Source organism: Spiribacter curvatus (assembly GCF_000485905.1).
Lineage (GTDB): Bacteria > Pseudomonadota > Gammaproteobacteria > Nitrococcales > Nitrococcaceae > Spiribacter > Spiribacter curvatus.
The window spans coordinates 436197-455588 of sequence record NC_022664.1; the positions used below are offsets into that span (position 1 = coordinate 436197).

21 protein-coding genes are annotated in these 19392 nt (G+C 64.3%); 5 read left to right on the plus strand and 16 right to left on the minus strand.

Annotated features, from left to right (window positions below; genetic code table 11):
* Window positions 1-2: 2 nt before the first annotated feature.
* The 9 genes from pal to SPICUR_RS02205 all read right to left on the minus strand — a co-directional run bounded on the left by pal (window position 3) and on the right by SPICUR_RS02205 (window position 7128).
* Window positions 3-566: a peptidoglycan-associated lipoprotein Pal gene (gene pal, locus SPICUR_RS02165; RefSeq protein ID WP_023365597.1), complete on the minus strand. Its 564-nt coding sequence runs from the start codon at window positions 564-566 to the stop codon at window positions 3-5.
* 27 nt (window positions 567-593) lie between these two features.
* Complete coding sequence (tolB, locus tag SPICUR_RS02170) at window positions 594-1895, minus strand: Tol-Pal system beta propeller repeat protein TolB (RefSeq protein ID WP_023365599.1); 1302 nt, start codon at window positions 1893-1895, stop codon at window positions 594-596.
* Window positions 1896-1970: 75 nt separating this feature from the next.
* A complete protein-coding gene (tolA, locus tag SPICUR_RS02175; RefSeq protein WP_023365601.1) occupies window positions 1971-2906 on the minus strand; it encodes a cell envelope integrity protein TolA in 936 nt (311 codons plus the stop codon).
* A 12-nt stretch (window positions 2907-2918) separates the two neighbouring features.
* Window positions 2919-3335, minus strand: coding sequence for a protein TolR (gene tolR / locus SPICUR_RS02180; protein WP_023365603.1), 417 nt, complete (start codon window positions 3333-3335; stop codon window positions 2919-2921).
* 34 nt (window positions 3336-3369) lie between these two features.
* Complete coding sequence (tolQ, locus tag SPICUR_RS02185; protein WP_023365605.1) at window positions 3370-4080, minus strand: protein TolQ; 711 nt, start codon at window positions 4078-4080, stop codon at window positions 3370-3372.
* A gap of 101 nt (window positions 4081-4181) precedes the next feature.
* The gene (gene ruvB / locus SPICUR_RS02190; RefSeq protein WP_023365607.1) at window positions 4182-5225 is read right to left on the minus strand and encodes a Holliday junction branch migration DNA helicase RuvB; all 1044 of its coding nucleotides are present in this window, start codon (window positions 5223-5225) and stop codon (window positions 4182-4184) included.
* A 23-nt stretch (window positions 5226-5248) separates the two neighbouring features.
* Entirely contained in the window at window positions 5249-5854 is a 606-nt protein-coding gene (ruvA, locus tag SPICUR_RS02195; protein WP_023365609.1) for a Holliday junction branch migration protein RuvA, read from the minus strand.
* Window positions 5851-6369: a crossover junction endodeoxyribonuclease RuvC gene (gene ruvC / locus SPICUR_RS02200; protein WP_023365610.1), complete on the minus strand. Its 519-nt coding sequence runs from the start codon at window positions 6367-6369 to the stop codon at window positions 5851-5853. The genes ruvA and ruvC overlap by 4 nt, the downstream gene beginning before the upstream one ends.
* 15 nt (window positions 6370-6384) lie before the next feature.
* A complete protein-coding gene (locus SPICUR_RS02205; RefSeq protein WP_023365612.1) occupies window positions 6385-7128 on the minus strand; it encodes a YebC/PmpR family DNA-binding transcriptional regulator in 744 nt (247 codons plus the stop codon).
* Between the two features lie 91 nt (window positions 7129-7219).
* Between SPICUR_RS02205 and pabB the strand changes: the two genes are divergently transcribed.
* The 4 genes from pabB to phbB all read left to right on the plus strand — a co-directional run bounded on the left by pabB (window position 7220) and on the right by phbB (window position 11297).
* Complete coding sequence (gene pabB / locus SPICUR_RS02210; RefSeq protein WP_023365614.1) at window positions 7220-8650, plus strand: aminodeoxychorismate synthase component I; 1431 nt, start codon at window positions 7220-7222, stop codon at window positions 8648-8650.
* 4 nt (window positions 8651-8654) lie between these two features.
* On the plus strand, window positions 8655-9833 hold the full coding sequence (locus tag SPICUR_RS02215; protein WP_023365616.1) for an acetyl-CoA C-acetyltransferase: 1179 nt from the start codon (window positions 8655-8657) through the stop codon (window positions 9831-9833).
* A gap of 20 nt (window positions 9834-9853) precedes the next feature.
* Complete coding sequence (phaR, locus tag SPICUR_RS02220) at window positions 9854-10375, plus strand: polyhydroxyalkanoate synthesis repressor PhaR (protein WP_023365618.1); 522 nt, start codon at window positions 9854-9856, stop codon at window positions 10373-10375.
* 175 nt (window positions 10376-10550) lie between these two features.
* Window positions 10551-11297: an acetoacetyl-CoA reductase gene (gene phbB, locus SPICUR_RS02225; protein ID WP_041382049.1), complete on the plus strand. Its 747-nt coding sequence runs from the start codon at window positions 10551-10553 to the stop codon at window positions 11295-11297.
* A gap of 249 nt (window positions 11298-11546) precedes the next feature.
* Here the strand turns inward: phbB and rbsK are convergent, their stop codons facing one another.
* Genes rbsK through SPICUR_RS02245 form a run of 4 tightly spaced genes read right to left on the minus strand, consistent with a single transcriptional unit; the run spans window position 11547 to window position 15825 of the window.
* On the minus strand, window positions 11547-12473 hold the full coding sequence (gene rbsK, locus SPICUR_RS02230) for a ribokinase (RefSeq protein WP_023365622.1): 927 nt from the start codon (window positions 12471-12473) through the stop codon (window positions 11547-11549).
* 2 nt (window positions 12474-12475) lie between these two features.
* Window positions 12476-13492: an alpha/beta fold hydrolase gene (locus SPICUR_RS02235; protein ID WP_023365624.1), complete on the minus strand. Its 1017-nt coding sequence runs from the start codon at window positions 13490-13492 to the stop codon at window positions 12476-12478.
* Between the two features lie 5 nt (window positions 13493-13497).
* Complete coding sequence (locus tag SPICUR_RS02240) at window positions 13498-14283, minus strand: poly(R)-hydroxyalkanoic acid synthase subunit PhaE (RefSeq protein WP_023365626.1); 786 nt, start codon at window positions 14281-14283, stop codon at window positions 13498-13500.
* A 51-nt stretch (window positions 14284-14334) separates the two neighbouring features.
* Window positions 14335-15825, minus strand: a complete 1491-nt coding sequence (locus SPICUR_RS02245; RefSeq protein WP_077176306.1) for a M48 family metalloprotease — start codon at window positions 15823-15825, stop codon at window positions 14335-14337.
* 69 nt (window positions 15826-15894) lie between these two features.
* Between SPICUR_RS02245 and SPICUR_RS02250 the strand changes: the two genes are divergently transcribed.
* The gene (locus SPICUR_RS02250; RefSeq protein WP_023365630.1) at window positions 15895-16995 is read left to right on the plus strand and encodes an AI-2E family transporter; all 1101 of its coding nucleotides are present in this window, start codon (window positions 15895-15897) and stop codon (window positions 16993-16995) included.
* A 9-nt stretch (window positions 16996-17004) separates the two neighbouring features.
* Here the strand turns inward: SPICUR_RS02250 and SPICUR_RS02255 are convergent, their stop codons facing one another.
* Genes SPICUR_RS02255 through SPICUR_RS02265 form a run of 3 tightly spaced genes read right to left on the minus strand, consistent with a single transcriptional unit; the run spans window position 17005 to window position 19308 of the window.
* Window positions 17005-18285: a PhoH family protein gene (locus tag SPICUR_RS02255; RefSeq protein WP_023365632.1), complete on the minus strand. Its 1281-nt coding sequence runs from the start codon at window positions 18283-18285 to the stop codon at window positions 17005-17007.
* Window positions 18286-18293: 8 nt separating this feature from the next.
* Window positions 18294-18770, minus strand: coding sequence for a peroxiredoxin (locus tag SPICUR_RS02260; protein WP_076742127.1), 477 nt, complete (start codon window positions 18768-18770; stop codon window positions 18294-18296).
* A gap of 4 nt (window positions 18771-18774) precedes the next feature.
* A complete protein-coding gene (locus SPICUR_RS02265; protein ID WP_023365636.1) occupies window positions 18775-19308 on the minus strand; it encodes a glycine cleavage system transcriptional repressor in 534 nt (177 codons plus the stop codon).
* Window positions 19309-19392: the final 84 nt, after the last annotated feature.

Consider the following 19392-nt stretch of genomic DNA (forward strand, 5'->3'; position numbering starts at 1 on the left):
GATCAGCGCTCGTAGACGAGCGCGGCCCGCCGATTCTCAGACCAGACGGACTCACCGCTGCCACTGACCGCCGGGCTTTCCTCGCCATAACTCACGATCTCGATCTGCTCCTCGTCGGCTCCGGCAATCAGCAGTGCCTGTTTGACCGATTCCGCGCGCCGCTCGCCGAGTGCAAGGTTGTATTCCCGGGCGCCGCGCTCATCGGTATGTCCCTCAACCAGCATCTGACGGTTGCCGTTGTCGGCGAGATACTCGCCATGCGCCTCGATCAGCGTCATTGCTTCGTCACTCAGCGTGGAGCTGTCGTACTCGAAATAGATGACCCGATCAGACAGCGGGCTGTCCGGATCTTCGAGCGGCTCGCCGGAAACGCCGGTGGCGTCCGTGGCGCCGGCTGCATCAGCGCCGTTACTGTCGGCGCCGTCACCGCCAGTCTCTGCCTCAGCGGCGGCTGCCTGATCGATCTCTGCCATTTCGGCGTCGTCAATCGCGTCATCGGTGGTTGCGCAGCCGGCCAGCAGGGCGGTCAATGCGAGCGGGATCAGCCAGTATCGGATCGGTTTCATGGGTCGTTCTCCATTGAGTCAGATGATTCAGTTGTTGCTGTCTGAGGGCAGCGGACCCCAATCGGGCTCGCGCACGGTGTTCTCGAAGCGGGTCAGTTCGCCTTGAACGCGGCCGAAGACCGAGACGGTTGCCAACTCGGTCCCTTCGTCCGTATCCCGCGTATAGGCGATCATACTGCTACTCGCCGAAAAGCTGGGCGATTCATCCAGTGGGCCATCGGTGAGAACGCGCATCACGTCCTCGTCCAGATCTTGGATGGCGATCTGAAAGCCGTCCCCACCCTGATGGACGAAAGTGAGGAAACGGCCGTTGTCAGAGAGGCTGGGGCTGGCGTTATAGCCGCCCTCGAATGTGATGCGTTCCGCGTCACCGCCATCAACGGGCATTCGGTAGATCTGCGGGCTGCCACCACGGTTCGATGTGAAGTAAATCGCATCACCGTCCGCGGACCAGGCCGGTTCGGTGTCGATGCCGAAGTGCCGGGTCAGTGCTCGTGGCTCGCGTTCGCCGTCCGGATCAATCAGAAAGATGTCCGGGTTGCCGTCGCGGGACAGCGTCACAGCCAGCTGTTCGCCATCCGGGGACCAGGCGGGTGCACCATTGATCCCCTCGAAGCGCGCCACCGCCCGGCGATCACCCGAGGCGACATCCTGCACGAAGATCTGCGAGCTGCGACCGGATTCGAACGACACGTAGGCGATGCGCCCGCCATCCGGTGACCAGTCTGGCGAGAGGAGGGGCTCGTTCGAGGTCAGGATGGTCTGCGGCCGCTGACCGTCGGCCTCGGCGACCGTTAGCCGGTACGAGGGCTCATCAACACCGCCGGCTTCCTCAACATAGGCGATGCGGGTATTGAAGCCGCCGGGCCGACCGATCAGGGACTCGAAGATCTGATCGCTGATGGTATGGGCGAGGTTGCGAAGCCCATTCGGTGTCACTCGAAAGCGCTGACCGGTGATGCGTTCGCCGGCATAGATGTCCACGAGCTCATAGCGGACCCTGTAGCGCTCATCCTCCAGCGGTGCGACTCGACCGACCACGATCGTGTCGGCGCCCAGTGCCCGCCAGTTCTGAAAGCGGATATCCCCGAGCTGAGCCGGCTGGCCCAGATGGTTGGCCGGATCAAGCGGCGCGAATAGCCCGCTGCGGAAGAGGTTATCGCGGATGACCGCGGCGATCTCGACGTCGGGCGCTACGGATTCTTCCATCGTGAATGGGACCACCGCGATGGGCAGCGCGGCGGCCTCGCCACCGCTGATCTCGATGCGGACCTGTGCCATGGCCGGCGAGGCCATCAACATGATGAGGACAAGGGCGAGCGCTTTCATGGGGGACGATCCCACCTCGGCAAGGGCTTTCATTGGACCTCTATCGTAACGGATGGCGGTGGCTTGTGCTGCTTGTCAGGCATCCGGTGCAAACACCATTTCCACCCCCTCCCGGTAGGGCTCGGCGAGTGCCGGATCGTCGGGCATCGGCAGCGGGTCGGCCCGTCGCACTGCGGTCACAGCAGAGCGATCGAACGCGGCGTTGCCACTTGACCGAGTGACCTCGACGGAGAGGACGATCCCGCCGGGACCCAGGCGGACGGCTACCAGCGCGCTCAGCCCGTCGGGAATACCGGCAGGCCGACGCCAGACTCCTTCGACTTTCTGGCGGATAGCGGCATCATAAGTCCCGCGCGCCTGGCGCTGGGCCTGTGCCTGTTGCCGGGCCTCGGCCTCACGGCGGGCCTGCGCCTCTGCTTCGGCTTCACGCTGTGCCTGGGCCTCGGCTTCGCGCTGGCGCCGCTCCTCCGCTTCGGCCTCACGGCGGGCCTGGGCTTCGGCCTCGGCTTCACGCTGTGCCCGGGCCTCGGCTTCGCGCTGGCGCCGTTCCTCCGCTTCGGCCTCACGGCGGGCCTGCTCCTCAGCCTCTCGCTGGCGCTGTGCCTCGGCCTTTGCCTCTGCCTCTGCTATTTCCGCTTCACGGCGTGCCTGCTCAGCTTCGCGCTGGCGCTGGGCCTCGGCTTCCGCCTCCGCCTCCGCCTGACGCCGACGCTCCTCCGCCGCCTGCAGCGCCTCACGCTCCGCTGCCAGCCGTTCGGCCTCGCGCTGACGCTCGGTCTCCAACGCGTCGAGTGCCTCTTGCTGCTGACGCTGCTCTGCTGCCTCCTGCGCCTCGAGCGCATCGATGGTCTGCTGGACGTCGGCCTCGTCAACGGCCACTGCCTGCACCGCCTGCTCGGTCCCAGGGGTAGCCTGATCGGTCACCCCGTTCATCTGGAAACTGACGGCGAAAAAACCGAGCAGTACGGCATGTGCCAGCACTGATAGACCGATCTCTCTGAAGCCCTGCATCGGCGCCGTACCCTACCCGCTACGGGTCGAGCCATCGCCCGACGGCTGAGTCATCAAACCGACCTGTGGCACGCCGGCACGCTGCAATGCGGACATGACATCGATCACGCGCGAGTAGGCCACATCGCCGTCGCCACGGACATAGACCGGAGTCTCGGGGCGGGCGCGCATCACCGCGGTGATGTTGAGCACCACCTCACGGGCGCTGACCGGCTCATCGTCCGCCTGCTCGCCAATGCTCAAGTAATAACGGCCCGCCTCGTCCACTTCGACGATCACCGGCTCCTGGTCCTGGGGCGGGAGCGGCTCGGCGCTGGACTGGGGAAGATCGATCTCGACGCCCTGGTAGAGCAGCGGCGCAGTCACCATGAAGATCACCAGCAGCACCAGCATGACGTCGATGTAGGGAACGACATTGATTTCCGCCATGGGTTTGCGGTGGCTGCGGCGGCGCAGCGGCGGGTTACGGTTCACGATCCAGTCGTCCCTTGGCGTTGGCGGACCCGCCCTGGAGATGCCGTTGGAGGATCCCGGTAAACTCCTCGATGAAGATCTCGTAGCGACTGGTCATCTGCTCGGAGCGGTTGGCGAAGCGGTTGTAGGCAATCACCGCCGGAATGGCTGCAAACAGGCCAAGGGCGGTCGCGATGAGCGCCTCAGCGATTCCGGGCGCCACAGTCGCGAGTGTCGCCTGCTGCATCGCCCCCAGTGCCAGGAATGCGTTCATGATGCCCCAGACCGTCCCGAAAAGCCCGATATATGGGCTGGTCGAGCCGATGGTCGCAAGGAAGGGGACCGACTGCTCGATCTGGTCCATTTCACGACTCAGGGCGATTCGCATGGCGCGCTGCGCGGCCTCGATGGTGGATTCGGGCTGGGCGTTCTGGCGGCGCATCAGCCTGAATTCGCGGAGCCCGGCGCGGAAAATGCGCTCCATGCCGCCGGTGGTGATGTCCGGTTGTTCGCTCTGCGCGTAAATATCGTTGAGGTTGCCGCCCGACCAGAACATGTCCTCGAATCGAACCGCGCCGCGCTGGGCCTGCCGGAACGTCCGGCTCTTGCGGAGGATGATTGCCCAGGAGCTGATGGATGCGAACAGCAGCACCAGCATCACCAGCTGGACAACAAAGCTCGCCTCGATGATGAGTTGAGTGATGGACAGGTCAACGGACATTGGTCTCCCCGGGTCGGACAATCCCCGCCATGGCGGGGCCACCGGCGGTGCTATTGCTTAGAAACACTAACGATCGCTCCGGGACCGCGCAACCAGCGCCATCAATCGCCCCGGAACAGCTCACCATTAGGATCCTCGATACGCGGCGGCGCTGGAACATTGAGATGCACATAGGCATGACGGGTGGCCATACGCCCCCGCGGTGTCCGGTGCAGAAAGCCCTGCTGGATCAGATAGGGTTCGATGACATCCTCGATGGTGCCACGCTCCTCGCCAATGGCGGCGGCGAGGCTCTCGACGCCGACCGGCCCACCGTCAAACTTCTCGATAATGGCGGACAGCAGTCGCCGATCCTGGATATCGAAGCCGCTGTCATCGACCTTGAGCATGTCCATGGCGGCCGCCGCGACGCCCTGGCTGATACGCCCATCGGCGCGTACCTCGGCATAGTCGCGGACCCGGCGCAGCAGGCGGTTGGCAATGCGTGGGGTGCCCCGTGCCCGACGGGCGATCTCGGTGGCACCATCCGCCTCCATCGCCAGGTTGAGCAGACCAGCCGAGCGATCGACGATGGTGGTGAGTTCATCCACTGAGTAGTATTCGAGTCGCTGGACGATACCGAAGCGATCGCGTAGCGGAGAGGTTAATAGCCCGGCGCGGGTGGTGGCGCCGACAAGGGTGAATGCCGGTAGATCGAGCTTGATGGAGCGGGCCGCCGGGCCCTCACCAACCACGATGTCGATCTGCTGGTCCTCCATCGCCGGGTAGAGGACTTCCTCCACCACGGCAGAGAGGCGATGGATCTCGTCGACGAACAGCACGTCACCGGGCTCGAGATTCGTGAGCAGTGCGGCCAGGTCGCCGGGACGGTCGATAACCGGGCCTGACGTCTGGCGCAGGTTGACGCCCAGCTCCTGCGCAATGATGTGCGCGAGGGTAGTCTTGCCAAGGCCGGGTGGGCCGAATACCAGGACATGGTCCAGTGCCTCAGCCCGGCCTCGGGCTGCGCCGATAAAGATCTCGAGCTGCTCACGAACGCCCTGCTGACCGATGTAGTCGCTCAGCTTCCGGGGCCGGATCGCACGATCCACGGCCTCATCGTCGGGGGCTGCGTTGCTGGTGGTGATGCGGTCGTTATCGATCATGGCGTCTCGGGTCGCTGCATGGACTAGCGTACCGCCTTTTTCAGGGCCGCGCGGATCAGTTGTTCGCTGTCGTCGCCCTCCAGGCCCTGTAGCAGCCGCTGTGCCTCGGCGGGTTTATAGCCCAACGCGACCAGCGCCGCGCTGGCCTCGGCCATGGGATCGTCGGGGACTGTGCCGGCGGCGGTTCCGGCCGGTGCCCCGGGCAGTCTGCCCGGGGTGCTGGTGAGACCATCGAGCTGATCCTGCATCTCCAGGGTCAGGCGCTCGGCGATTTTCCGGCCGATGCCGGGCAGTCGGGTCAGGGTGGCCGTGTCACGCTGTTCCACCGAGCGCCGGAATTCCTCGGCACTGATGCCCGAGAGGATAGCGAGTGCCATTTTCGGGCCAACGCCGTTGACCCGGATCAGGGCTCGGAACAGCTCGCGTTCACCCTCGCTGAAAAACCCGTAGAGGACGGCCACCTCGTCACGCACCCCTTGATGGATCCGCAGACCGACGGTCTCGCCCAGCGTCGGCAGCTGATAGAGGGTGGACATTGGAACCTCGATCTCATAGCCAACGCCATGCACATCCACGACGATCAATGGTGGCTGCTTTTCGACCAGTTCTCCGGTGATACGACCGATCATGTCGCTCCCCCGCGGCTCTGGCCGGCGAGCTGTGCGGTCAATCGGTCATGCTGGACATGAGTCAGAGCGACCGCGAGGGCGTCGGCGGCATCCTCGCGCAGGTCGCCCTTGAGCGTGAGTATGGTGCGCACCATGTAACCGACCTGATCCTTATCAGCGCCGCCGCGGCCGACCAGCGCCTGTTTGACGGCACGGGCGCTGTACTCATCCACCGCCAGTCCCGCGCTGGCACAGGCGCAGATGGCCGCACCCCGTGCCTGTCCCAGTTTGAGCGCTGACTGGACATTGCGGTTGACGAATACCTCCTCGACAGCGCTCTCGGTCGGGCCGTGTTCGGCGATCACTGCAGCGAGACTGGTGAAAATCGTATGCAGGCGCTCGGCGAAGGCGCCCCGTCCTGCCTGGATGACGCCACTTGCGACATAGCGGCTGCGGACGCCATCGACGGCGATAATGCCAAAGCCGGTACGCACCGAACCGGGGTCGATGCCAAGCACCCGGCGTTCATCCGCCATCGCCGTCATGTCGCGCTAGGTATCCTCGTAGGCGGCGGCCTGCAGCTCGGCATTGGTGTAGACGTGCTGAACGTCGTCCAGGTCCTCCAGCCGCTCTATCAGCCTGACTGCCTTGCGAGCGTCATCATCCGCCAGCTCGGTGGTGTTTTCGGGCCGCATGGTCACTTCGGCATCCGCGGGCTCGAAGCCACCCTGCACGAGTGCATCGCGGACTTCTGTAAAGTCCTCGGGTGCGGTGAGCACCTCGAATGAGCCGTCATCGTTACTGATGACATCCTCGGCACCGGCCTCGAGAGCTGCCTCCATCAATGCATCTTCGCCGGTCTCGGGCGGAAAGATCATGACGCCGCGCTGCTGGAACATGAACGCGACACAGCCGTCGGTCCCCATGTTGCCGTTATGCTTGTTGAAGGCGTGGCGGATCTCGCCCACGGTCCGGTTGCGGTTGTCGGTCATGCAGTCAGCCATAATCGCGACGCCGCCCGGGCCGTAGCCCTCGAAGCGGGCTTCCTCATAGGCGGTGCCCTCGTCATTACCGGCGCCACGGGCAGCGGCCTTGTCAATCTTGTCCTTGGGCATGTTCACCGCGAGCGCGCGATCAACGGCCAGGCGCAGCCGCGGATTGGAATCCGGGTCATCCCCGCCATGACGGGCTGCCACCGTGATTTCGCGGATCATCTTGGTGAAGATTTTGCCGCGCTTTGCGTCCTGGGCCTTCTTGCGGTGCTGGATGTTGGCCCACTTGCTGTGCCCTGCCATGATCCCCCTCGTCTCAACCGGCTGATCGTGTTTGTCGACGGATAAGATTACCATGCCCGCATACCCGGCACCGATGGGTGGCTGACAGCCCATGACCGACATCCCGCTCGCCTTCCCGGCTTGTCCACTGACGACCTTCGCGGCACTGCGTGCGCATCAGTCGGCGGCGGTCTGGCTCGACGGGGCCGCCGGAGGGCGGTACAGCATTATGAGTGCGGCCCCGCGCGGCCAGCTGGTCAGTCGCTGGGGGCGCACGCGGTGGTTTCCGGGCGATGCTCACCGCAGCGTGGCCGATGATCCCCAGGCCGGCCGCGATCTTGGCGACGGTGACCCGCTCGCCATCCTCAACACCTATCTGGATGACCGTCCGCACCCCTCCCTGCCCTTCGCGAGCGGGGCGATCGGCTATTTTGGCTATGAGCTGGGCCGCCGGCTGCAGCAGCAGCCGAGCGCCGACGCGGGGATGCCAGACATGGCGGTGGGACTCTACGACTGGGCACTGGTACTGGACCATCGCCAGCGCAGGGCCTGGCTCGCGGGCGAGCCGCCCGCGCACATTGCGGACTGGCTCGGCAACAGTCCGCATGCCACACCGGGCGCGTGGTGGTCACCGGGCGATGTGTGCGCGACGCCGGGGTACGCGTCCTATGGCCGGACCTTCCAGCGGGTGAGCGATTATCTGCAGGCCGGTGACTGCTACCAGGTCAATCTCGCGCGTCGCCTGCGGGCGTCGTTTGCGGGTGATCCGCTCGGCGTCTATGCCGACTTTCGTGACGCTGCCGGTGGCCCGTTTGCGGCCTACCTCGAGCTCCCCGGTGGGCCCATCCTCAGTGGCTCACCCGAGCGCTTCCTCAGTCTGCGCGACGGACGGGTGGAAACGGCGCCTATTAAAGGAACACGCCGGCGGGTGGCGGATCCGGCTCAGGACGAGCTCCTGCGCGATGATCTGCTGACAAGCCCGAAGGATCGGGCCGAGAACCTGATGATCGTGGATCTGCTGCGCAACGATCTGGGCCGGGCCTGCCAGGTCGGCTCTGTCCGGGTGCCGCGCTTGTTCGCGCTGGAATCGTTTGTCACGGTACATCACATGGTGAGCACCGTGACCGGACAGTTGAGGGGCGACCGGAGCGCGACCGACCTGCTGCGGGATTGCCTGCCGGGCGGTTCTATCACCGGCGCACCAAAGTACCGGGCCATGCAGATAATCGACGAAATCGAGGGTGAGCCACGCGGGATCTACTGCGGGTCGATTGGCTATATCGGCGACGATGGGGCCATGGACACCAGTATCGCGATCCGAACCCTGACCGCTCGCGGTGGTGAGCTCGACTATCGGGCCGGCGGTGGTCTGGTGAATGATTCCGACTGCCGGGCGGAGTTTGACGAGACCGAATCCAAGGCGGCCGCCTTCCGGCATCTGATCGCCATTGGTGAGGAGCATTCCAGCGCGGGGCAACGGCGCACCGGCAGTGATAGGGTAAAGACACAATCAAGCAGCGACTTCGGTCGGACAGGAGGGTGAATCAATGGAAGACGTGGTCATTGTAGCGGCTGGACGCAGTGCGGTCGGATCATTCGGTGGGACGCTGGCGCCCCTGTCAGCCGCTGACGTCGGCACGCAGGTGATTCGGGGGGTGCTCTCACGGGCGAATGTGGATCCAGCGGCGGTCGATGAGGTTGTGCTCGGTCAGGTGCTTACCGCGGCCTGTGGTATGAATCCCGCGCGTCAGTCATCCCTCAATGCCGGACTGCCCGAGACGACACCGGCGATGACGATCAACAAGGTCTGCGGGAGCGGTCTGAAGGCAACCCACATGGCCACGCAGTCCATCGCTATGGAGGATGCGGGCGTTGTGCTGGCTGGTGGCCAGGAGTCGATGAGCCAGGCCCCGCATGCCCTGCCCAATTCCCGCAATGGTCAGCGGATGGGGCCCTGGAAACTCGAGGACACGATGCTCAAGGACGGCCTGACTGACGTTTTCAATAATTATCACATGGGCGTCACCGCGGAGAACCTGGCCAAGGAATACGGCATCACCCGCGAGGAACAGGATGCGTTTGCCGCACGCTCCCAGCAGCTCGCCGAGGCCGCGCAGAAGGCCGGGCGCTTCGATGACGAGATCATTCCGGTGGAGATTCCCCAGCGCAAGGGTGATCCGGTGGTGTTTGATACCGACGAGTTCCCGCGTCATGGCACCACGGCTGAGGGACTCGGACGGATGCGGCCAGCGTTTGATAAGGAAGGTAGCGTTACCGCCGGCAATGCCTCAGGGATTAACGATGGGGCCGCCGTTGTGCTCATGATGTCCGAGAGCCGGGCGAAGACGCTCGGCCTTGAGCCCATCGCCCGTATCAAGGCCTATGCCAACGCGGGTGTCGCACCAAGTGTCATGGGCAGCGGGCCCATTCCGGCCACACAGCGCTGTCTCGAGCGGGCCGGATGGTCGATCGACGACCTCGAGCTGATTGAGTCCAACGAGGCCTTTGCGGCGCAGGCGCTCGCGGTTAATAAGGCGCTGGGTTGGGATCCGGACAAGATCAACGTCAATGGTGGCGCGATCGCGATCGGCCATCCCATTGGCGCGTCCGGCGCACGAATCCTCGTTACGCTGCTCCATGAGATGCGGCGTCGGGATGTCAATCGCGGTCTCGCAACGCTCTGTATCGGTGGCGGTCAAGGCGTAGCGCTGGCCGTGGAACGTTAACCCAGAGAGGGTGAAGAGCCATGGCGGACAAGCGTCTGATCAAGAAGTATCCAAACCGCCGGTTATATGACACGGCCATCAGCAGTTACGTCACGCTGGAGGACGTAAAAGCCCTGGTGCTCGACAGTGTCGATTTTAAGGTGACTGATGCCAAGACCGGCACTGATCTGACCCGTACAATTCTGCTCCAGATCATTAGCGAAGAGGAGGAAGGGGGCGAGCCGATCTTCTCCAGTGAGCTACTGGCGCAAGTCATCCGTGCCTACGGCGGCAATATGCAGAGCCTGCTCACGAGCTATCTCGAAAAAAGCATGGATCTCTGGGCTGGTCAGCAAAAGGAACTCCGCGAGCGGGCCCGAACCTTCATGGACGCCAGCAACCCGGTACATGTGCTCTCGCAGATTACCGAACAGAATCTGTCGATGTGGCAGCAGACCATGGATCGGTTCCGTCAGGAGCAGGCTGACCCAACCGGCAAGGAGCAATCCACCGATGACGCGAAGGGCAATGATTCATCGTCGAGCGATGATGGTCGGGAGTAAAGGCGACTGACCCCGTCCAGCCTGATCGTCATGACCGGCTCCGTGCCGGTCATTTTCTGCTGACCGCCGCGAGGTGATACCACGCTCCTGGCGGGCGTTGACAGCACAACTGCATCCTCCTTATGATGCGCAGCACAAATTATTGTGCAACGCACAACTGATAAGGAGATGAATGATGACGCAGCGACTGGCATTGGTAACGGGCGGAGCGGGTGGTATCGGTACCGCGATCTGCCGGCAGCTGGCCGCGGACGGCCGCCGTATCGTCAGCACCTGTGTAGACCCGGAGGCCGAGAATATCGAGGCCTGGGTCGAGGCGCTGCGCAGTGATGGGATTGAGGCCGACTGGGTCCAGTGTGACGTGAGCGATCACGACGCCTGCGTCAGGATGGCCGAGACGGTTCAGGAACGTTTCGGAACGGTGGATATCCTCGTTAACGTCGCCGGCATTACCAGTGACGGCTTCCTTCACAAGATGTCAGCGGACAGCTGGCAGAAAGTCATCGACATCAATCTCAGCGGTGTATTCAACGTCACCCACCAGTTCGTTGCCGGGATGCGTCAGCAGGGCTTTGGCCGGGTTGTGAACATCTCCTCGGTGAATGGTCAGAGCGGGCAGTTTGGCCAGACCAACTACTCGGCCGCAAAGGCGGGCATGCACGGCTTCACCATGGCGCTGGCGAAGGAAGGCGCCCCCAAGGGGGTCACGGCGAACACGGTGTCGCCGGGTTATGTGAAGACCAGCATGACCGACGCCATGCCGGATAAAGTGCGTGAGGCCATCGTCTCGCAGATCCCCGCCGGGGATATGGGACGGCCCGAAGACATCGCCCGTGCCGTTTCTTTTCTGACCGCGGATGAAGCCAGCTACATCAATGGCGCTAACCTGCCGGTCAACGGTGCGCTTTTCTGCAGCTTCTGATGAAGCCGACGTGCTGCGCTGCAGCACGTCACGCCAAAAAAGGGGAGACCGAGTCTCCCTGATAAACCGCACCCTCGTGTCGGGGTGCTTTATCCATGGACGTTCCACGCATTCTGATGACGGATCATCGGTGGAGAGCGCCGCCTCCTCCTCTTGGCGCTTTATCGTTCTACGCTTTTGACCGTAATGGGCTGGCCAGCCCGACGCAAGGATTTTCGTTGTTGCGCCGCACGACGCTGTCACAGCCTTTCAGACCGGGTTGGCAAGCTGCGCCTCCACCTCGCCGCGGGTCGGTAGGGAAGCGGCCGCGCCCGACCGGGTGACCGAGATCCCAGCCGTCGCACATGCCCGGCGCGCCGCGGCCGGTAGATCCTCGCCGTCAGCCAGGGCCGCTGCCAGAGCACCGTTGAATGCATCGCCGGCGCCAATGGTATCCGCCACCGGTCCAGCGCTGATCGCTGGGACGATCCCCTGAAAACCGTCGCTGTCGATATACACGCCTCGCGCACCCAAAGTCATCAGGACATTGCCCACGCCCCACTGACGAAGCGTTTTCGCCGCCCGGATCACCTGGTCATCGGTCTCCACCGTATGGCCGACCAGTTCCGCGGCCTCGGACTCATTCGGGGTCAGATAGTCAATCGACTGGAAAAACGCCTTGGGTAGCTGGCAGGCGGGGGCCGGATTGAGGATGACGGGCACTCCCGCGCGTTGTGCCAGTGCGATGCCGTGCCTGCAGAGTGCCAGGGGCAGCTCCAGCTGGCAGACGAAGACGTCCGCCGCGGCGATGCGCTCGGCGGCGGCGCTGATGTCGTCCTCGGTCATTCCAGCGCATGCGCCGGGATCGATCACAATGGCGTTATCACCCTTTGTGTCATCCACCAGGATGGTGGCCGTGCCAGTGCTGGCCGCCGTATCGATCCCGATATACGTGGTATCGATGCCTACCTGCCTGTACAGGTCCTGCGCCAGCGGCGCGAAGGCATCGTCGCCAAGGCGTGAAATGAACGTCACCGATGCACCCTGGCAGGCGGCGGCGACGGCCTGATTCGAGCCTTTGCCGCCGGCCATCAGGCTGAAACCCCGGCCATGGAGGGTCTCTCCCCAGGCAGGCATGCGGGTGGTTCGGGTGATCAGATCGGCGCAGAAAAGGCCGAGTACCGTGACAGTGGACATGGTCAGTGGCTCCTCAGCCAGTTGATGAGGGTGGGGTAGAGCTGCTTGTGGGCCCGCCCACCGATAAAAAGCCCCAGATGTCCACCGGGGACACCATGGCACTCGCAGTCGCTGTCAATGCAGGCGCTCAGCGGTTGCGCCGCCGCCGGCGGAACAAGGTGGTCGTGCTCTGCCCAGGCATTGAACACCGGCGTATCAATCGCAGCCAGACGGACCGATTGCCCATCGAGGACCAGCGTATCGTGCATGAGCGCATTGTTCTGATAGATCTCGCGGGCGAACTCGGCGAATGCACGACCGGCTAGATCGGGCCCGTCGTACATCCAGCGCTCCATGCGCATGAACGCCTCAAGCGCTGCATCATCGGCTCTGGCCAGCGCCGCCAGATCGCCATAGCGCTGCGGACCAAGTGCGAACGGTTTGAGACTCGCGAATACCGTTGCCAGTCCCTGGCCGGTGACATTGCCCGTGGCCGCCACCAGCGCATCGAAATCAATGCTTCGAGCCAGCTGCGCGAGGCGGTCGTCGTTACTGGCGGTATCGATAGGGGTGGCGAGGGTAACCAGGCTGCGGATACGGTCCGGGGCCAGGGCGGCGTGGCAGAGGGCGAGTACACCGCCCTGACAGATACCGAGCAGGTGCGGGCAGCGTTCATGCCGGTCGGTCACCCAGTCCACGGCATCTGCGATATCCCCGAGGATATAATCCGCAAGCCCGAGATAACGCCGTGCGGCCCCCGGTGGGTGCCAGGCCAGCAGGTAGACGCAGAAGCCGCCGGCGATCAGACGCGCCACCACTGAGCGCTCGGGACTGAGATCGAGGATGGCGGGTCGATTGACCAGCGAATAGACGATGAGCAATGGTGGATTGCTGGGATCGCCGTAGCGATGGAGCGTGCCATTGTCTGTGTCAGCGACAGGCTCGCTGGGGGTGATGTCCTCGCTGCGTCGGCCGATGCGGGCGGCGCGGCTCAGAACGCGCTGGAGGTCATCCGGAAACGGCATCGATGACGAAGCCATGGGCGCTAGATCGCCGACTCACCATCGCCGTGGAGCTCGCGGCGCAGGGCGGCGATCTCCGCACGCAGGGCGGCGGTTTCGCGGCGTTGACGGCGCCGCTGGCGTTGGAGCTCCGCGGCGATGTCGTCCATGCCACGGCCCGAGGGCAGACCCAGACCCTCAAGGCATTCATCGGCAAGACCACGCAGGATCTGGACCAGCTGGCTCCAGGCATTGACGAGATCGGCGATGCGCTGCTGGGTATCCGGCTCTGCCAGCCAGGCCTCGTAGCGCGGCTCGGCGATGGCGGACCAGCGCTCTGCCAGCCACGCGGGATCGACCTGGGTTGGCGGTTGATTGCCAAGCTCGGTCTGCAGATCGGCAATGCATCGTTCGCCAAGGTCCGTCATGGCCTCGAGATGACCGCAAAGCGCTGTCTGGTAGTTGTCGAGCTGTTCGGTCAGCGCGCGCAACTGGGTCTGGCGGCGCGGGTAGGGACCGAGGCTTGGAAGGTCCGCGGCAGGCGTGTCGGGGAAGGCGGGGGCAATCACCTGCAGGGTATTCGACCACTGCTTGAGTAGTGTTTCGAGCTGTTCTCCATGCGCCTGGCGCTGCGCGCGCTCCGCCTCGATCGCATCAGTCAGCGCCTGAATCGCACCGGCCGGCGTCCGGACACCATCCAGTGCTTCCGCACTGCGGATGATCAGCCCGTGTATGCCGAGTGGATCGGCATGCGTCGCGAACTCATTCAGCCACGCTGCCCAGACGTTGGACTCGGTACCGCGCTGTTCGCTTGACCCGTCGCTGACCATGACCCCCTCCTTTCAGACAGGGTCATGCTAACACCCCGATCACCCGGCCGCTCAGCCGGCGGTGGTCAACCGCTCCTCCCAGCGGCTGCGCAGTGCATCCGCGCGGGCCAGCTGCTGCGGGGTGGCGCTTATCTCGCTCACCCGTCGGAGCTGAGAGAGACCGGCTTGCAGATCGCCCTGTACCGCGTAGTGATGGGCCATTGCCAGCGCCGATTCGTTGGGGTCGTCGGCGGCGCTGGCCGCACGTGCGTGCAGCGCCCAGATCCCCGGTGCATTGGGCTGCTGATGCGTCAGGTCACGGGTTGTGGCGAGCGCATCCTGAGCCCGGTCCGCCTGTAGGAGCGCCTCGACGCGACCCACCCGTAATCCGGTGCTTTCGGGGAACAGGCTCAGGCCATCCTCAATCCGTGCCAGCGCCTGGTCGATCCGATCATCCGCCAGTGCCGCCTCGGCAAGGCCGACATGGAGAAGGTCGTGTGCCCCCTCTGAATCGAGCAGTGTCTCGAGGCGATCGACAGCGGCATCCGGCCTGTCGTCCGCGATCAGGGCGATGGCGAGCCCGTAGCGGAGTGCCGGTGACGCGTCCGCCTCGAGCCGGGCGCGGAAATCCTCGACCGCGTCCTCCGGGCTGCTGGCGGTCGCCACCTGGACCCGCGCCCGGACGTAGGCGAAATCGGGGCTCTCGAACACCGACTCCGGCTTCATGTCCCGAGCCATCGACCGTGTATCAGCAATACGGGCCCGCGTTAGCGGGTGAGTGCTGAGGAATGCCGGTGCACGGCTGCGGTAGCGATTGTCGGCCTGAAGGACCTCAAAGAAATCCGCCATTCCTGTGGGATCGAGATTGGCGCGGGCGAGGATCCGCATTCCGGTTCGGTCCGCCTCACGCTCGTGATCGCGGGAGTAGGCCAGTTGGCTGTCGATACCGGAAGCCATACCGGTGGTGACGGCGGCCATGCCCGCCTGGGGGCTCTGCGAGCCGATCACCAGCCCGGCGAGGACCATGGCGGCGGTACGCAGGCTGGTCTGTTCGGCGGCGGCGATCCGGCGGGCGATATGCCGCTGGGTGACATGCGAAAGCTCGTGGGCGATGACGGCCCCGAGCTCACTCTCGTTGCGGCTTGCGGTGATCAGCCCGCTGTGGACGCCGATATAACCACCGGGCATCGCGAAGGCGTTGATGCGTGGGTCATCCACTACGAAAAAACGGTACGCTGCGGCCGGGGTATCGGTCGCCGCAGCGATACGCGATCCCAGGTCGCGGATATAGGCGTTAACGGCCGGATCGTCGACGAGATCGACCTCCTGACGGATCTCGCGCATCATCTCCTGGCCCATGCGCGCGGCCTCGCTCGCCGGCAGTGCCTGACTCGATGGAGTGCCGAGGTCGGGCAGAGACAGGTCGAGACCGTTCTGCTGGGCGGAGGCCGGGGCGGGCGACAACGCCAGCACGCCGACCATGGCCGCCGCGCCGAGCAGTGTCCGGACCCGGTTGACCCTTTTATGCCACATCATGCCTCCAGAGACTGACGGTGCCGCCATCGCGTTCCACCGCGCGGTCGTTTATGGGACAGTATAACCCGGCTGCAGGAGGTTGCCTTGTCGACGCCCATGTACCCCATCCGCAACTGGCTTAACCGCCACCTCAGTAATCCCCAGGTGGTGGGGCTTACGGTCATGCTCGTCGTGGGCGCGGCAGTCGTGACCTTTCTCGGTAGCATGCTGGTGCCTGTGTTCGCCTCCATCGTCCTGGCGTACCTGCTCGAGGGTGTCGTCCGCGCAATGACCCACTACGGTGTCCGGCGCGGGGTGGCGGTGCTGATCGTCTACCTGCTTTTCATACTGTGCCTGGTGGCCACGCTGGTGGCCCTGTTGCCGACCATTGTCAATCAGATCATCCAGCTGGTGGAGAATCTGCCCGCCATGCTCGAGCGGGGTCAGCGTGCATTACTGCAGTTGCCGGAGCGCTATCCGGCCTATTTCTCTGCCGAGCAGGTCGCTGCACTGCTGGACGCTATCCGTCGCGAGGCGATTGTGTATGCACGCTCGCTGGCGTCGTCCTTTTCCCTGGCCTCGGTGGTGATGGTGGTCACGGTGATGGTCTATGCGGTCCTGCTGCCGGTGCTGATTTTCTTTTTCCTCTGGGACAAGGCGCGGATTCTGGGCTGGACGGTGCGCTTTCTGCCCCGCCACTACGGGTTAGTGGACTCGGTGTGGCGCGAGGTGGATTTGCAGATCGGCAACTACGTGCGGGGCAAGTTTGTTGAAGTGGCGATTGTCTGGGTGGGCAGCTATCTCACCTTTCTTTTGCTGGGGCTCGATTTCGCGATGCTGCTGGCACTGATGGTCGGCCTGTCAGTCATCATCCCGTATGTCGGCGCGATCGTGGTCACACTGCCCATCGCGATCGTGGCCTACTTCCAGTTCGGCGCCAGTAGCGAGTTCATGTGGATCCTGATCGCCTACGCCATCATCCAGGCGATCGACGCCAATGTGCTTGTGCCGTTGCTGTTCTCCGAGGCCGTCAACCTCCACCCGGTTGCGATCATTATCGCGATTCTGATTTTTGGCGGTATCTGGGGGTTCTGGGGCGTGTTCTTCGCGATTCCGCTCGCCAACCTGATCCAGGCCGTTATGAATGCCTGGCCCAAACCGGGATTAGAGGAGGAGGACGCAGAAGAGATGGCCGAGGACGATGTCCGTCCCGTCTGACAACCGCCGCTAGAGGACATCGCTCGCGTAGGCGGCAAGCCGGGAGCGCTCGCCCCGTGTCAGTGTCAGATGGCCGCTGTGTGGCCACTCGCGAAAGCGCCGCACGAGATAGGTCAGCCCCGAGGTGGTGGGCGTGAGCCACGGCGTATCGATCTGCGCGATATTGCCCAGGCAAACGATTTTGGTGCCCGGTCCCGCCCGGGTGATCAGGGTGCGCATCTGCTGGGGTGTCAGGTTCTGCGCCTCATCGAGCACCATGAAGCGGTTGAGGAGCGTCCGGCCACGCATGAAGTTCAGCGAGCGGATGCGGATGCGGCTCTGCAGGAAGTCCTGCGTGGCTGCCTGTCCCCACCGATGACCGCCGCCTGCCCCCTTTGATGGCGCACTCAGGACCTCAAGGTTGTCCATCAGCGCGCCCATCCACGGCGACATCTTCTCTTCCTCGGTGCCGGGGAGGTAGCCGATCTCCTCGCCGATGGCCACCGTGGCGCGGGTCATGAGGATCTCATCATACCGGGATGCTTCCAGTGTCTGCGCCAGCCCGGCGGCGAGGGTCAGCAGCGTCTTCCCGGTACCCGCCGGTCCCAGCAGGGTGACCAGATCGACATCCGGATCGAGGAGCAGATCGAGGGCGAGGGCCTGCTGCTGATTGCGGGCATGGATGCCCCAGACTGAGTCACCGTCAGGCCCGTAGTCGGCGACCCGCGTTGCCTGCAGGCCATCGTCGTGCGTCGGCTGTAGTCGCCAGGCCCGGTCCTCCTGGATCAGGAATTCGTTGGCGGTGGCCGCGGCGGGTACGGTTTCTGCCGGCTCGGCACTCGCGGGCAGCCGATGCATGCCGTCGGGTAGCAGGTCGGGATCATCGAGCTGTGCCTCGCTCTCATGATCACTCGCCTCGAGCCCCAGCACGCTCGCCTGGATGCGCAGATTGATGTCCCGCGCCACCACGGTGAGTCGCATGTCGGGGTGAGTGTTGGCCAGCGTGCGGGCTGCGGCGAGCACGGATGCCGGATGACTCCCTTCCGTGTCGGTCAGGAAATAAAGCCGCCCCAGCCCCTCGCCCAGCGACAGCCCATCCGCCAGGGCCTCGGGTGAGACGCCGGCCAGGCGTTGATCGAGGAACCGTGATGCCTGCAGGGCGTTTCGTGCTTCCTCGCTATTGCCATGCCGCGCCGCGTCGAGGCCGTGCAGAACCGCGAGTGGGAGATAGATATCCTGCGTCTGAAACCGGAACAGAGCCGCCGGATCGTGCAGGAGTACGGATGTGTCGAGCAGGCAGGCCCGGTGCATGGCGCGTGTTAACCCCTGTGCTGTCGTGACAGTGTCTCGAGGACGGCTTCGGCATGACCCTCGACGCTGACCTTGCGCCACGCCTCGCGCAGCACGCCTTCAGGGTCGATCAGGAAGGTGCTGCGCTCGATGCCACGGGCCGGCTTGCCGAACATGACCTTGTCACGGATAACGTCGAACTGGCCGCAGACTGTCTCATCCTTGTCACTGAGCAGCGGGAACGGGAAGTCGTGCTTGGCGCGGAAATTGGCGAGGGCCTTTGGTCCATCACGGGAGATGCCCACCACCTGCGCATTGAGGGCGTTGAACCGCGGATCGAGGTCGCGGAACGCCTCGCTCTCGACGGTGCAGCCGGGTGTGCTCGCCTTGGGGAAGAAATAAAGCACCACCCAGCGGCCGCGCTGATCCGCCAGTCGCCAGGTTTCGTGGGTGTCGGTCGTGCGCTCGAAGTCGGGAACGGGTTGGTCGACGGTCATCCCAGTCATGCGATCAGTGCCTCAGTGGTTCGATAATGGCGTCCAGGTTGAGCTGGTCGCAGAAATCCATGAATTCCTCGCGAAGCCGTGCGATATGCAGCGATGCCGAAACATCGATGGTCATCTGCAGCTGGAACATGGGCGTTCGCGTGTGGGCGGCTGCGTAGGTCGTGGTTGTCAGATCGCGGATGTTGATGTCGCGACTGGAGAAGAAGTTTCCCAGTTGATGGACGATCCCGCTGTGATCGACGCAGATCACCTCGACGCTGTAGGGCAACGCGTCCGCGGTGGGCGGCCGGGGACGAGTGCGTCGGGCCTGCACATCGAGCCCGAGCCGGCGACCGGCGGCGGGGAGCGAAGACTCCAGCTTGGCGAGTTCGTTCCAGCGACCCTCGACCATGAAGATCATGGCGAAATCGCCGCCGAGGACGCTCATGCGACTGTCCCCGACGCTGCAACCGGTATCCCGAATGAGCTGCGAGACGGCGTCCACCAGTCCAGGGCGGTCTTCGCCCAGTGCGGAAACGACGAGGTAGTTTTTCTGCATGACGCTATCCGATGCTGCCCGCTGAAGCCCCGCGAGTGAAGCTCCGGAGTGTATCACGCGCCGCCGGTTGGCGGCTTGTCAGTC